Origin of the sequence: Qipengyuania flava (assembly GCF_019448255.1) — a bacterium.
GTDB lineage: Bacteria > Pseudomonadota > Alphaproteobacteria > Sphingomonadales > Sphingomonadaceae > Qipengyuania > Qipengyuania flava_A.
In genome coordinates this window covers 573204-585577 of record NZ_CP080410.1, presented here as the reverse complement: position 1 = coordinate 585577, position 12374 = coordinate 573204, and the positions used below count along the sequence as shown (strand labels likewise).

Annotated in this window: 16 protein-coding genes; 4 read left to right on the top strand and 12 right to left on the bottom strand. The window is 65.3% G+C overall.

What is annotated here, in order from left to right; translation table 11 throughout:
- Positions 1-7: 7 nt before the first annotated feature.
- Complete coding sequence (locus KUV82_RS03035) at positions 8-805, top strand: SDR family NAD(P)-dependent oxidoreductase (protein WP_219955432.1); 798 nt, start codon at positions 8-10, stop codon at positions 803-805.
- Between the two features lie 7 nt (positions 806-812).
- On the opposite strand, the gene KUV82_RS03030 is transcribed toward KUV82_RS03035, so the two are convergent.
- Together KUV82_RS03030 and KUV82_RS03025 are read right to left on the bottom strand one after the other, a co-directional pair.
- The gene (locus KUV82_RS03030) at positions 813-1217 is read right to left on the bottom strand and encodes a PilZ domain-containing protein (protein ID WP_219955431.1); all 405 of its coding nucleotides are present in this window, start codon (positions 1215-1217) and stop codon (positions 813-815) included.
- 47 nt (positions 1218-1264) lie between these two features.
- Positions 1265-1798, bottom strand: a complete 534-nt coding sequence (locus tag KUV82_RS03025) for a J domain-containing protein (RefSeq protein ID WP_219955430.1) — start codon at positions 1796-1798, stop codon at positions 1265-1267.
- A 155-nt stretch (positions 1799-1953) separates the two neighbouring features.
- On the opposite strand from KUV82_RS03025, the gene KUV82_RS03020 reads away from it, so the two are divergent.
- Positions 1954-2103 (top strand): hypothetical protein, encoded by a 150-nt coding sequence (locus KUV82_RS03020; RefSeq protein ID WP_219955429.1) that lies wholly within the window; start codon positions 1954-1956, stop codon positions 2101-2103.
- A gap of 75 nt (positions 2104-2178) precedes the next feature.
- On the opposite strand, the gene pal is transcribed toward KUV82_RS03020, so the two are convergent.
- The 7 genes from pal to galE all read right to left on the bottom strand — a co-directional run bounded on the left by pal (position 2179) and on the right by galE (position 7698).
- The gene (gene pal / locus KUV82_RS03015; protein WP_219955428.1) at positions 2179-2688 is read right to left on the bottom strand and encodes a peptidoglycan-associated lipoprotein Pal; all 510 of its coding nucleotides are present in this window, start codon (positions 2686-2688) and stop codon (positions 2179-2181) included.
- Positions 2689-2764: 76 nt separating this feature from the next.
- Positions 2765-4147 carry a Tol-Pal system beta propeller repeat protein TolB gene (gene tolB, locus KUV82_RS03010; RefSeq protein ID WP_258319820.1) on the bottom strand — a complete coding sequence of 461 codons (1383 nt, stop codon included), beginning with the start codon at positions 4145-4147 and terminating at the stop codon, positions 2765-2767.
- Entirely contained in the window at positions 4144-4947 is an 804-nt protein-coding gene (locus tag KUV82_RS03005) for an energy transducer TonB (protein WP_219955426.1), read from the bottom strand. Before KUV82_RS03005 ends, tolB begins: the two co-directional genes overlap by 4 nt.
- A 10-nt stretch (positions 4948-4957) precedes the next feature.
- Positions 4958-5440, bottom strand: coding sequence for an ExbD/TolR family protein (locus KUV82_RS03000; RefSeq protein ID WP_219955425.1), 483 nt, complete (start codon positions 5438-5440; stop codon positions 4958-4960).
- Positions 5440-6138 (bottom strand): protein TolQ, encoded by a 699-nt coding sequence (gene tolQ / locus KUV82_RS02995; RefSeq protein ID WP_219955424.1) that lies wholly within the window; start codon positions 6136-6138, stop codon positions 5440-5442. The genes KUV82_RS03000 and tolQ overlap by 1 nt, the downstream gene beginning before the upstream one ends.
- Positions 6135-6599 carry an acyl-CoA thioesterase gene (locus tag KUV82_RS02990; RefSeq protein WP_219955423.1) on the bottom strand — a complete coding sequence of 155 codons (465 nt, stop codon included), beginning with the start codon at positions 6597-6599 and terminating at the stop codon, positions 6135-6137. Before KUV82_RS02990 ends, tolQ begins: the two co-directional genes overlap by 4 nt.
- A gap of 88 nt (positions 6600-6687) precedes the next feature.
- Positions 6688-7698 (bottom strand): UDP-glucose 4-epimerase GalE, encoded by a 1011-nt coding sequence (gene galE, locus KUV82_RS02985; protein ID WP_219955422.1) that lies wholly within the window; start codon positions 7696-7698, stop codon positions 6688-6690.
- 136 nt (positions 7699-7834) lie between these two features.
- Between galE and KUV82_RS02980 the strand changes: the two genes are divergently transcribed.
- Both KUV82_RS02980 and KUV82_RS02975 read left to right on the top strand, forming a co-directional pair.
- Entirely contained in the window at positions 7835-8440 is a 606-nt protein-coding gene (locus tag KUV82_RS02980; protein WP_219955421.1) for a DUF4136 domain-containing protein, read from the top strand.
- Complete coding sequence (locus KUV82_RS02975; RefSeq protein ID WP_219955420.1) at positions 8437-9576, top strand: M14 family metallopeptidase; 1140 nt, start codon at positions 8437-8439, stop codon at positions 9574-9576. The genes KUV82_RS02980 and KUV82_RS02975 overlap by 4 nt, the downstream gene beginning before the upstream one ends.
- Before the next feature lie 10 nt (positions 9577-9586).
- On the opposite strand, the gene KUV82_RS02970 is transcribed toward KUV82_RS02975, so the two are convergent.
- The 3 genes from KUV82_RS02970 to KUV82_RS02960 all read right to left on the bottom strand — a co-directional run bounded on the left by KUV82_RS02970 (position 9587) and on the right by KUV82_RS02960 (position 12339).
- The gene (locus KUV82_RS02970) at positions 9587-9760 is read right to left on the bottom strand and encodes a hypothetical protein (protein WP_219955419.1); all 174 of its coding nucleotides are present in this window, start codon (positions 9758-9760) and stop codon (positions 9587-9589) included.
- A gap of 72 nt (positions 9761-9832) precedes the next feature.
- Positions 9833-11038, bottom strand: coding sequence for an amidohydrolase family protein (locus KUV82_RS02965; protein WP_219955418.1), 1206 nt, complete (start codon positions 11036-11038; stop codon positions 9833-9835).
- Positions 11035-12339, bottom strand: coding sequence for an amidohydrolase family protein (locus KUV82_RS02960; protein WP_219955417.1), 1305 nt, complete (start codon positions 12337-12339; stop codon positions 11035-11037). The genes KUV82_RS02965 and KUV82_RS02960 overlap by 4 nt, the downstream gene beginning before the upstream one ends.
- Positions 12340-12374: the final 35 nt, after the last annotated feature.

The following is a 12374-nucleotide window of genomic DNA, read 5'->3' as shown; positions in this document are numbered from 1 at the left end:
GGTGGAAATGTCTGATAGCAAGAAAGTTTTCCTCGTAATCGGCGCAGGGGCGGGGATTGGCGGCCATGCAGCCAAGCGCTTCGCTGAAGGTGGGTACCACGCCGTTCTGGCGCGCCGTTCGGACGCGGAAGGCCTCGAGCGCCTTGTCGGCGAGATCCGCGATTCGGGCGGCGAGGCCTCCGGGAAGTTGCTCGATGCCTCGCTGCCCGATTCGATCGAGGACCTGGTCGATGACATCGAGCGCGGCATCGGACCGATCGAAAGCGTCCTCTACAATCTGGGCGCCCAGATCGGGAACCGCCCGCTGACCGACACCCCGCTGCGAACCTTCGAACTGGGCTGGCGACTGGGCTGCTTCGGTCTCTTTCGTCTGGCCCAATGCCTGTTGCCGCGTATGGCTGAGCGCGGGTCAGGCTCGCTGCTCGTGACCTCGGCAACCGCAGCCGTGCGCGGCAATGCGGGCCAGCACAGCCACGCCGCGGCCATGGGCGGCCGGCGCATGCTGTGCCAGACGCTCAATGCGGAATACGCGCCCAAGGGGGTCCACGTCGCACACATCGTTGTCGACGGGTCGGTTGATGCACCCGACACGCTCGGCAAGCTTCTGGGTGACCGGTTCGAGGCTTACAAGCAGGCCAAGGGTGAGGAAGGGGTCATCGATCCGGGCGTGCTGGCCGATACCTACTGGCACCTGGCCCATCAGCCGAGGAACTGCTGGACCCACGAAATCGACGTGCGGCCCTTTACCGATACGCCTTGGTGGAACGACAATCCGCCCGCGGCCATCGACACCAAGTCGCGCTAGAGGGGGCTTAGGCCCTGCTTTCCGAACGTTCGCGGTACCAGTGCCGCAAAAGGCTGCCGTCGGACTTCCGGCCCGGCTCTGACGCGGCGACAGGTGTTCTCACAGCATCGCAGTTGTCCTCAAGGCCGAGGCTGCGCGCTGTTGCGGGACGCAGGGCGTGGGAAAAGCGTACGCCGGCGTTCACGTCGTCCGACCAGCGGACCTCGCCGTTCATGCGCTCGCCGCTGGGCATCTCGAAAACGATGCTTGCGCCGGGTTCCGCGATGAAGCCCGGCAAATCGACCCTGCAGCCAAAGTGCGAAACGTCGAGGATGCGCGTCGGCGTTGGCCGCGCGGGCACGCGGCATGTCAGCCCGATGTCGGTCGGTACACGGTCCCTGCCGCGGCGATCCTGATCATGACTAGCGCTCATGAGCGCGAAGCCTAAGACGCAATCGCAAAAATTTGCCTAATGTGGGATCAACCCTTCCACTCGCGGCGTTCCTCTGCCGCCTTGAGGACCTCGTAGGCGAGCTGGAATTTCTGGAATTCGGCGGCCGCTTCCTTGTCGCCCGGTTTCACATCAGGGTGGACGGTTTTCGCCTTCTCGCGCCAGGCCTTCTTGATCGTGGCGAAATCGACGTCGGCTTCGAGCTCGAGGACATCGAGCGCGCGCATCTCGTCCGCGCTGCGCGATCCATCACCGCTGCCACTCCAGCCGTAATGCTGCGCTTCGGCATAGCCCGCGTTCTCGCTCTGCTCGGCCTTGGCGCGCGCTGCTTTCTCGGCCTTGTCGAGGCCTTCGAAATAGTCCCACTTCTGGTTGTATTCGGCCGCGTGCTTTTGGCAGAATATCCAGCGTTCCGGGCTGTTGGGTGCCTTGGGCGCCGGGCAATTGCCCGGTTCCTCGCAGCCATGCCGATCACACAGGCGCACGGTCGACGCCTCGCGCGAGGAGCCGTAGCCGCGCCAGCGCGGGAAACCCCAGTCGTTGGATCGTGTGGGCCTAGGCATGGAAAAGGAATGTCGTTTGTCGGCTGAGCATCGCGGTCAATCTAGGAGGGCTGGAAAAAGGTGCAAGCGTGTGGGAACCAGTTGCAATATGAAATGTTGCATTGCAACGTTAGCTTAAGATATTCGCCCTACCCGGCCAACCCATGAGACAGACCATGAGCCCCCAGCTTTCCTTCTCCGCATCGGCAGCCATCCTGACCATGGCCGCATTCGCGCTCGTCGCCAGCCTTGGCGGTCTTGCTCCGGGCGGTCTGGGAGCAGCGGCCAGCGCCTCGCCCTTCGCAGAATTCACCGCCATCCGCTAGGCGAAAAGCCTGTTGGGCCTGCAAAGGCAGGATGAAAGGGCCCCTTCCAAAGAGGAAGGAGCCCCTTTTCGTTTGTCAGTTGATGACGACTGTGGCCGCGCGGCGGTTCTGCGCCCAGGCCGCTTCGTTCGAGCCCAGCGCCACCGGGCGCTCCTTGCCGTAGCTGACGGTGCGGATGCGGTTGGCCGGAATGCCGATCGAGACGAGATAGTTCTTCGCCGCGTTCGCCCGGCGCTCGCCCAGCGCAAGGTTGTAGTCGCGCGTGCCGCGTTCGTCGGCATGACCTTCGATGGTGAAATTCACGCCCGGGTTCTGGCTGAAATACTGCGCCTGGACCTGCAGCTTGGTCGAATCCTCGGCATCGATATTGTAGCGATCGGTGTCGAAATAGACGACCGTGTTGGCCTGACCCACAGCGTTGACGAAGTGCGCCTGCGTGCCCACCGAAGGACCGGCAGGCGGCGTCGGGGTCGGGGTCGCGGTTTCGACCGGCGGCGGCGGAAGCTCTTCGGGCGCCTTCTTCTGGCACGCGGCAAGCGCGATGGTCGATGCGAGCATCAGGCCGGTAGCAATACGAGTATTCATAGGCTGTCCCCTTTCAAACAGCAGGTGAAGTCGGATTTGCCCCCCGAAGGTCGTTCCCCTGTTTTATTCAATGCAGTTACGGCAGGATCGGTCCCCATGCCGGGTCCGATGCGTCCACAGGCGTCGCCAGCCTGCGCAGATTCTCCCCTGTTAGATCGACCTGATAGAGCGCGGTCTTGCCGCTGTTCCGCTCGGTGCGGAAGAACTGGATGATGCGGCCATTGGGCGCCCAGGTGGGCGCTTCGTCCTGCCAGCCGTTGGTGAGCACACGCACGCTGCCGCCCGAAGGCGTCATCACCGAGATGTTGAACGAGCTTGCGTTGGTGAAGGCGATCTGGTCACCGCGCGGGCTCCATTCGGGCGTGGCGCAGCGGCCACCCGAGAAGCTGATGCGGCGCTGGTTAGTGCCATCGGCATTCATCACGTAGCACTGCTGCGAACCCGAACGGTCGCTCTCGAACACGATGCGGCTGCCATCGGGCGAGTAAGACCCGCCGATGTCAATGCCGGGCGTGTTGGTAAGCCGCACGCTTTCCCCGCCGCGCGCCGAGACGCGGTAGATGTCCGTATTGCCGTTGACCGCCATGGAATAGAGCAGCCAGCGCCCGTCCGGGCTCCAGCGCGGCGCGAAGGTCGGGTTGCTGCTCTGCGTCACCAGCGTCTGCCGGCCGGTGCCGATGTCGTAGACATAGATGCGCGGATTGCCGTCGACATAGCTGAGGTAGGACAGCTGGCGGTAGTCGGGCGAATAGCGCGGCGTCAGCGCGGTCGAGCGGCCGGTGGTGATAAAGCGGTGGTTCGCCCCGTCGCTGTCCATGATCGCCAGGCGCTTGGTGCGGTTATCCTTGGGGCCGGTTTCGGCGATGTAAGCGATGCGGCTGTCGAAGAACGGGCTTTCGCCGGTCAGGCGCGAATAGATGAGGTCGGCACATTTATGTGCTGCGCGGCGCCAGTCCGCCGGCTGGACCACCCAGCCTTCGCGGATGAGTTCGCTCTGCAGCGCCATGTCGTAGAGATAGCAGCCGACGGTCAGGCGTCCGTCGCCGCGCCCGCGTACATAGCCGTGGACGAGCATTTCCGCGCCGCGGTTGGACCAGGTCGGCCAGCTTGGCGCGGTGATGTCGGCAAAGCTCGGCTGCGGCAGGGCATCGGGGCCGGTCGGCTTGAACAGCCCGTTGTTGCGCAGGTCGGCCGTGATGACACGCGCCAGCTCCTTGCCGAGTGCGGCCGTACCCGAGGCGTTTGCCGGGGTCGCCACATCGCGGTCGGTGGCAAAGCCGGGAATGGCGATGCCGAGATCGTCGAGATTACCCTCGAAGCTGACGGAGCCCGACAAGCCCTCGCTTTCGTCGATTGTCTCGACCTCGCCGCCTTCGGGCAGGGGCTGGCCAAGATCCTGGTTCTGCGCGGCCAGCGGCGCGGCGAAGAGGGCGGCGGCGGCGATCAGGCAATATTTCACTGCGCCAGTCTCCAGTCGAAATCCACGGTGATCAGTTTCCATGCTTCGTAATACTCTTCCGGCAAATCGAGGGGGGCGGCAAGTTGGACGGCGCGAATGGCCTGTTCGCCATGACGGCCGGCCTGCGCGCTGTTGGTAGCGGTCACGCCGCGCTGGCCCACCACGCTGGGGGGCGAGGCGAGCGTGCCGTCGGGATTGAGGCGAAACCGGACCTTGGTGACGATCTTGTCGACGTCCGGACCGCTGGGCGGCTGCCAATGGGGGCGCAGCTGCCGTGCCACCGCCTGGAACAGCGACGCCTTGGTGCTGGCACCGATCTGCGACGCAGGGGTGCGTGTTTCACTCGTCGTGGTGCTGTCACCGGCACCAGAGAGGAAGTTGTCGCCAAGGCGCGAACCGCCGCGGCTTTCGCTGCGCTGGGGCTGGGCCTGGGTGCGCGGTGGATCGGGCCGGCGGCGCGGCCTGCTGTCGGTACGGGACGAAGGCGCCGACGATTGCGGCTGCGCCTGCGGGGTGGGACGCTCCGCCTCGGGAGGCACGGGCTGGTCCTGCTCGGGCGTCGGCGCGGTGGTGAGATCGAGCATCGGGGCGACCGAGGCACGGCTTTCGGCAACCGGATCGGGAGCGGTGGCCGCCATGCCGACATCCTCGGCAAGGCTCACCGTCATGCGCTGCGGCGGGTCGATGACGGGTGCGGGAAACAGACCCTGGACGATCAGCATCGCCAGCAGCGCAAGATGCAGCACGACCGCGACGATCAGTCCGGTCCGCTCCTCTGCCCTGATGCCTCTGCTCTCCATAGGTCTGCGGCTATTCCTCGTTCGATGAACCGGGGTTGACCGCTGCCGGCGCTGCGCTGTTCGTAATGAGCGAAATGCGGTTCAATCCGGCGCGGTTCAGCTCGCCCATGACCGCCATGACGCGGCCGTATTCGATCGCACGGTCGGCGCGCAGCGTGATGTCGGGCCCTTCCCCGCCGCCGCGCGGCAGGCTTTCAAGCGCCTGCGGCAGACCGCCGACCGGCACCTCCACATCGTCGATATAGACATAGCCTGCCCGGTCGATGGCGATGGTGACCTGCTGTTGCTGCTCGTTCGGCAGTTGCGAGGCACGGCTATCGGGAAGGTCGATCGGCACCCCTGCGGTCAGCAGCGGCGCGGTGACCATGAAGATGATCAGCAGCACAAGCATGACGTCGACGAAGGGCGTCACGTTGATCTCGGACATTGGCCGGCGGCGCGAACCGCGGCCGCGTCGTCGCCCTCCACCGCCAGAGGCGAGCCCCATCGCCATCAGCGCGCTTCCAACTGGCGGCTGAAGGTCGCGTTCAGCCTATCGGCGAAGCGCTGGAGGCGTGCCTCGTAGCGGTCAACACGGTGGCTGAAGCGATTGTAGGCGATCACGGCCGGGATTGCAGCGAACAGGCCGATCGCAGTGGCGAACAGCGCTTCGGAAATGCCGGGCGCGACCACGGCGAGCGAGGAGCTTTCCTGCGCACCGATCTGGAAAAAGCTGTTCATGATGCCCCAGACCGTGCCGAAGAGACCAACGAAGGGCGCGACCGAGCCCACGGTGGCGAGGAAGTTCAGCCGCTCGGCGATATCGTCCGCCTCCAGCGCGATCTGGCTGTCCATGGCCGTCACGATCCGGCCGCGCAGCGCCTCGGCATCGCGCACACCCGCCTTGGTCGAGCGGCGCCACTCGGCCACTGCGGCCTGTGCAACGCGCGAGGCAGGAATGTCCTTGTTGCCGCGTTCCGAGGTGAAGCGATCGAAACTTTCGGCCTGCCAGAATTCGGTCTCGTACTGGATGGACTGCTTGCGCAGCTTGCTCATCCGCAGGCTGAAGCTGACGATGATCGTCCACACCCAGATGCTGGCCAGCAGCAATCCGGCCATGACGAGCTGGACGACAATGTCGGCATCGAGGAACAATTGGATCGGATCGAGCCGGGTCGGTGCGGCGGCGGCGAGAAAAGTTAGCGAGCTCATTGGTCCCCTTGCTCGGCAAAACGCGCGAAGGCCGCGCGCCATTCTTCGGGCTGGCGCTTGGGCCGGCCTTCGGGTGAAACGAAGCCGACGCGCAAATGTGCCTCGGCGAGAAGTTCGCGCTCTCCGCCCGCCAACCTGAACGCACGCTGGTGCATCCGGCATGACGCGGCCTTAAGTTCGGTGCAGCGCGTCTCGATCAGCACATCGTCGTCCAGCTTTGCCGGGCGCAGATACTTCAGATTGACCTCGGCCACGGCATAGGCGCCCTCGCCCGCCTCGATCGCGGAACGCTGGTCGATCTCGAGCTGGCGCAGGAGATCGCTGCGCGCCCGTTCGAACCAGCGCAGGTAGTTGGCGTGATAGGTGATGCCCGAAAGATCGGTGTCTTCGTAATAGACGCGCACCGCATAGAAATGCGTGTCGCCGTCGAGCGTACCGTCGGGGAAAGATGGCAGGGTCATGCGCAAGGGCCGCCTTTAGACGAGCGCCCGGAAGGGCGGCAATGCAGAACGACGAAGTGAGTGTTTGAAGCGACCAACCGGAAGCCGGTCACCCGCCGCGCATTTCCGAGAGCTTGCGCTCCCACTGCAAGGCGTGGGCGATGATGGCGTCGAGATCGGCATGCCGGGGCTTCCACGGAAGCGTTTCGCGGATCCGCGAAGGATCGGACACCAGTTCGCCCGGATCGCCTGCGCGGCGTGGTTCCATCTTCCGCGTAATCGTCTGGTTGGTCACCCGGTCCACCGCGTCGAGCACGTCGAGTACCGAGAAGCCGCGTCCATAGCCGCAGTTCATCGTCAGCGAGCGGTCCGGCTCCGCGATGAGCGCCTCGAGCGCCAGAAGGTGCGCATTGGCAAGATCGCTCACGTGGATGTAATCGCGCACACCCGTGCCATCGGGCGTATCGTAATCGGTGCCGAACACCGCCACGCTTTCGCGCTTCCCGGTAGCCGCCTCGCAGGCGACCTTGATCAGGTGCGTTGCGCCGGCGGTCGACTGACCTGTACGGGCCTGCGGATCGGCGCCCGCGACATTGAAATAGCGCAGCGCGCAATGGTTGAAACCGTGCGCCGCGCTCGCATCGGAGAGCATCTGTTCGGTCATCAGCTTCGACCAGCCATAGGGGTTGATCGGCTGCTTCGGGCTGTCTTCGCTGACCGGCGAGGTTTCCGGCGTCCCATAGGTCGCCGCGGTCGAGCTGAAGATGAAGTGCTGCACGCCGCCCTCGACCGCCGCCTCGATCAGGGCGCGGCTCTTCACCGTGTTGTTGTCGTAATACTTGAGCGGGTTCTCGACCGATTCGGGCACGATGATCGATCCGGCGAAATGCATGATCGCCTTGATCCCCTGCTCGGCGAATATCTGTTCGAGCAGGATGGTGTCCGAAATGTCGCCTTCGTAAAGCGGCACATCGTCGGGTACGGCAAAGGCAAAGCCGGTCGACAGATTGTCGATCACGGCCACCGGCCAGCCCGCATCGCGCAGCGCCAGCACGGCATGGCTGCCGATGTACCCGGCTCCTCCGGTGACCAGCACCGGGACTTTCGTCGTGTCGCTCATGGCGCGTGAGGTAGCATACGATTTGGTAAGGGCAACGCCTCTAAGGGTCCCGCCGCTGGTCGGGGTGCGGTTTTGTCCGGCCATGCGTTAAGAAGACAGGCCAAGACGCCGACACACCGCAACGAGGATCGCACTGATGGATATCCGTAACCTAGCCATGGGGCTCGCCGCGGCGGCCGCTCTGACCGGCTGCGTAGCACCGCAAGGGCCGGTCGAAGTGACCCGCTTCGTCGCCGCAGAACGGGTTTCCAGCCTCGGCCAGGGCAACGTCTTCGTTGCCGGCGCCCCCGGTGACGCCGCGGACAGCCTGGAGCTTGCGCCCTACAAGGCGGCCGTGGCCGAAGAGCTCGCCCGCCTCGGCTACACCGAAACGGACCGAGATAGCGCCGGCCAGATTGCCGAAATCGCCATCGAACGCTTCGTTTCGGGCGGCGAAAATGCGCGTAGTCCCGTGAGCGTCGGCGTCGGCGGTTCGACCGGAAGCTACGGTTCCGGCCTTGGCGTCGGGATCGGCATCAACCTTGGCGGCGGGCCGAAAGAGCAGGTGAGCACCCGCCTGTCCGTGACGCTGCGCGACACCGCCAGCGGAGAGAACCTGTGGGAAGGCCGCGCCGATCTGCGCACGCCGGTCGATTCCCCCCTTGCGCGCGGCAGGGCGAACGCCCAGACCCTCGCCTCCGCGCTGTTCCGTGAATTTCCCGGCAATTCGGGCGAAACGATTGAAGTAGAGGTTTCCGAGTGAGCGATATCCGTATCGATTCCGCGTTTGATAGCGGCAATATCGAAGTCCTGTCGGTGAACGGCGCCAGCGCGACGCTGGCGATCCCGAAGGACACCAACAGCGAATTCAAGCAGTGGTACCATTTCCGCGTGTCCGGCGCAGCGGGGCGCGAGCTCGAGCTGAAGATCACGGGCCTTGAAGAAAGCGCCTATCCGGGCGGCTGGCCGGGCTACGACAGCTGTGTTTCGGAAGATCGCGACTACTGGGCCCGCGCCGCCTCGACCTATGACAAGAACGAAGCGGGCGGCACGCTGACCATCCGCTACACGCCGGCCAGCGACATTGCATGGTTCGCCTATTTCGCCCCCTATTCGATGGAACGCCACCACGATCTCGTCGCCGAAGCGGCAGCCTCGGAAGGCGTTACCCATGTGCACCTTGGCACCTCGCTCGACGGGCAGCCGATCGATTGCCTCGAAATGGGCGAAGGCGAATTCAGCGTGTGGCTCTACGCGCGCCAGCATCCCGGCGAAACACAGGCCGAATGGTGGATGGAAGGCGCGCTCGAAGTGCTGACCGATCCTGCCGACAGCGTTGGACGACTGCTGCGCGAGAAGTGCCGCCTGCACGTCGTACCGAACTGCAACCCGGACGGATCGAAGCGCGGCAACCTGCGCGTCAACGCCGCCGGTGCAAACCTCAACCGCGAATGGGCCGAACCCACCGCCGAACGCTCGCCCGAAGTGCTCGCAATCCGCAACCACATGGACAAGACCGGCGTCGATTTCGCCATGGACGTCCACGGGGACGAAGCGATCCCGGTGAGCTTCCTTGCCGGTTACGAAGGCATCCCGAGCTGGACCGAAGAGCACGGCGACCGCTTCTACAGCTACGAAGCGATCCTCGACCGCCGCACGCCCGATTTCCAGACGGAACTCGGCTACACCAAGGCAGCACCCGGCAAGGCGAACCTGTCGATGAGCACCAACCAGGTGGCCGAGCGTTTCGGAGCGACCGCGATGACGCTGGAAATGCCCTACAAGGACAATCCGGCGAGCCCCGAGCCCGACCAGGGCTGGAGCCCGGAGCGCTGCAAGATGCTGGCGCGCGATTGCCTTGCGAGCCTGCTGGAATGGCTTGAAACCCGCGAGGGCTGATCGCGAAAGTTCAGCCTTCGAGGATTTTCTGCGCGACCTGTTCGACTGTGCCGGTCACCAGCAATGGCTGACCGCCGACGATGCCGACAGTGGTCTGGCCGTTCTCCGCGGTGCGCAACCACGCAACGTTAGAGGCAACCACGAGGTAGTTTCCGCCGCGCGAATCGAGAGCTACGAATTTCATAAAGGGGGTGTCTCCTGACACCCCCAAAGTAGCGCTGCACCGCTCTCCAAGTGGTTAACGCCCGGGAGGGAGCTAGCGGACCTCGCGGCTCGCCACGCGCCCGTCGATCACCACGCCGGTCACATGGCTCGCGTATTCCAGCGGATCGCCGTCGAAAAGTGCGACATCCCCGTCCTTGCCGACCGTGAGCGAACCGACCCGGTCGCCAAGGCCGATGGCCGTGGCGGCATCGATCGTGATCGCGCTCAGCGCGTCGGCCGGAGCAAGGCCGTTCGCCGCGGCCCAGCCCGCTTCCCACAGGATGACACGGGTCTTGGGCACATAGCCTTCAAAGCCCGACTGAAGCGCAAAGGGAATGCCCGCTTCGCGCAGCTTGGCCGCCGTGGTGAAGCTGGCGTTCTCCATGTCGCCATAGTGGCGCGCCATGGTCGGATGCAGGAGCACGGTGACCCCCGCCTCGCGCAGCTCGTCGATCAGCAGGTAGCTCTCCGCCCCGCCATCGATCACCACGTCGATGCCGAATTCCTCCTTGAGACGCAGGGCCGACATGATGTCCTGCGCGCGGTTGGCCGTGATCATCAGCTTCACGCGGCGGGCGAGCACGTCTTTCCAGACCTGCATGTCGAGCTTCTGGGCAGCCGGCCCATCGCCCTTCGCCGGAGCGGGAGCCTGCGCTGCGGTGAGCGCGGCGCGCAGCAGGGCGATCTGCTTGGGACGCGTGCCCGGCCCCTTTTCGCGGTCGAGCGCGCTGGCGCCCAGATTGGCCGCGATCATGGCGCGCGGAACGATGGCCGCGCTGTCCGCCGTCTTGGCCCAGGTCTTGGCGACCATAGTCTGGCCCGACACCACCGCGCCCGGACCATGCCCGGTGTGGATCGTCGTCACCCCGAAGCTGCGCAGCCAGTCGACCAGCGCCTCGTCCGGATTGTAGCCATCGATCGCGCGAAGGTCGGGCTGGACCGGCTTGCTCGTATCGAGCTGGTCCTGGTCGTGCGGCTGGTTCATGAAGCCGGCAAGGCCGACCACCGTGCGCGCATCGACCAGGCCGGGTGTCGCGACCTTGGCAGTCAGGACTTCGACACCGTCGGGAATGGCCGTAGAGGCGGCCGGACCGACCGCCGTGATGCGGCCATCGCGGATCACCACGACGCCATCGCTGATCGCGGGGCCATCCATCGTGTGCAGCGTTTCGGCCCGCACGGCGATATCCTGCGCGGAAAGAGCGGCGGGTGCGACAGCCAGCGCCAGCGCGGCGAGTTTTGCAATACGCGCGATCATTGTGCAGCCTCCGCTTCAGCGACTTCCCAGTGGTGGTGGGCAAGCTCCATCGCGTTGCCCGCGCCGTAGCCGCCTTCGGCCATCAGCTTGCCCTCTTCGGTCGTCCGGTCGAACAGCTTCTTGCCCTCGACCCAGGTTTCCATGAGGTCGGTGTAGACCGACAGCGGATCGCCATCGAGCAGGAGGAAGTCCGCTTCCTTGCCCACTTCAAGGCTGCCGACGCGGTCGTCGAGACCGAGCTGGCGCGCGCCGTTGATGGTCAGCGCCCGCAGCGCACCTTCGCGGCTCATCCCGCCGCGCACCGCAATGCCCGCCTGGCGGAACATCAACCGGCTATCGATAATGCCGTCGTCCGAGTGGAGCGAGGTAAGGACACCTGCCTGTTCGAGGATCCCGGCGGTCTCCAGTCGCGATTCCATCGCTTCGAGCTTGCCGCCTGGGCTGTCGACCAGGATGTTCGAGACCGGGATGCCAGCCGCGGCCAGTTCTGCCGCCACTTTCCAGGCTTCCATGCCGTGCTGGATCAGCACCTTGAAGCCGAATTCGCGCTGCAGGCGCAGCACGGTCATGATGTCATCCGCGCGGTGCGTGTGGAAGTGGACCAGCCGCTTGCCGGAGAGGACCTCGCACAGGGTTTCCTTGCCGAGATCGACCTTCTTGCGGTCGCTCTTGCAATAGGCCTGCGCCTCGGTGAAAGCCGCCCGCGCCAGCGCCGCCGACTTCGCCCGCGTTCCGGGGAAACCAGGCGTCGATCCGATCGGGTTGGTGCCGTTGGCCATCTTGAGGCCGCCCATCACCGCCCCGTCGGGGAAGAACCAGGCGATATCCTCGATCGTGTCGCCTTCGCGAAGGCGCATGTAAAAGGTCTGGCCGCTCATCAGCCAGCCTGATCCGGGCATGACATTCGCCGTGGTCACCCCGCCCGCGCGGGCCTTGGCAATGCTCGAATCCTTGGGGTTGATCGCGTCCATCGCCCTCACGTCGGGCTGGATGGGCGAGGAGCGGTCCGCTCCGGCGACCGAGCCAATGTGCGAGTGGGTGTCGACGATGCCGGGCATGATGACCATGCCGCTCGCATCGCGCGTTTCGGCGTCCGCCGGCACGGCAACGCCTGCCCCGACAGCGGTGATCTTGCCGTCCTCGATGACCAGCGTGCCGTTCTCGATCGCGGGGCCGGCCATGGTGTGGATGGTCGCGCCGGTGAAGGCGATCGGGCGGTCCTGCGCCTGTGCCGTCGCACCAGCCAGCGCCAGCGCCGCACTCGCAAGGGCAAGCGTGCGGCGAACAATCGGTTTCGTCATGAGTATCTCCCTCGGCGAAGGGCTTAGCCCGCGTC

Bases quoted from the DNA above. Each gene is read 5' to 3' on its own strand.
- KUV82_RS03035 (WP_219955432.1), top strand. From the start codon at position 8: ATGTCTGATAGCAAGAAAGTTTTCCTCGTAATCGGCGCAGGGGCGGGG.
- KUV82_RS03030 (WP_219955431.1), bottom strand. From the start codon at position 1,217: ATGAGCGCTAGTCATGATCAGGATCGCCGCGGCAGGGACCGTGTACCG.
- KUV82_RS03025 (WP_219955430.1), bottom strand. From the start codon at position 1,798: ATGCCTAGGCCCACACGATCCAACGACTGGGGTTTCCCGCGCTGGCGC.
- KUV82_RS03020 (WP_219955429.1), top strand. From the start codon at position 1,954: ATGAGCCCCCAGCTTTCCTTCTCCGCATCGGCAGCCATCCTGACCATG.
- pal (WP_219955428.1), bottom strand. From the start codon at position 2,688: ATGAATACTCGTATTGCTACCGGCCTGATGCTCGCATCGACCATCGCG.
- KUV82_RS03005 (WP_219955426.1), bottom strand. From the start codon at position 4,947: ATGGAGAGCAGAGGCATCAGGGCAGAGGAGCGGACCGGACTGATCGTC.
- KUV82_RS03000 (WP_219955425.1), bottom strand. From the start codon at position 5,440: ATGGCGATGGGGCTCGCCTCTGGCGGTGGAGGGCGACGACGCGGCCGC.
- tolQ (WP_219955424.1), bottom strand. From the start codon at position 6,138: ATGAGCTCGCTAACTTTTCTCGCCGCCGCCGCACCGACCCGGCTCGAT.
- KUV82_RS02990 (WP_219955423.1), bottom strand. From the start codon at position 6,599: ATGACCCTGCCATCTTTCCCCGACGGTACGCTCGACGGCGACACGCAT.
- galE (WP_219955422.1), bottom strand. From the start codon at position 7,698: ATGAGCGACACGACGAAAGTCCCGGTGCTGGTCACCGGAGGAGCCGGG.
- KUV82_RS02980 (WP_219955421.1), top strand. From the start codon at position 7,835: ATGGATATCCGTAACCTAGCCATGGGGCTCGCCGCGGCGGCCGCTCTG.
- KUV82_RS02970 (WP_219955419.1), bottom strand. From the start codon at position 9,760: ATGAAATTCGTAGCTCTCGATTCGCGCGGCGGAAACTACCTCGTGGTT.
- KUV82_RS02965 (WP_219955418.1), bottom strand. From the start codon at position 11,038: ATGATCGCGCGTATTGCAAAACTCGCCGCGCTGGCGCTGGCTGTCGCA.
- KUV82_RS02960 (WP_219955417.1), bottom strand. From the start codon at position 12,339: ATGACGAAACCGATTGTTCGCCGCACGCTTGCCCTTGCGAGTGCGGCG.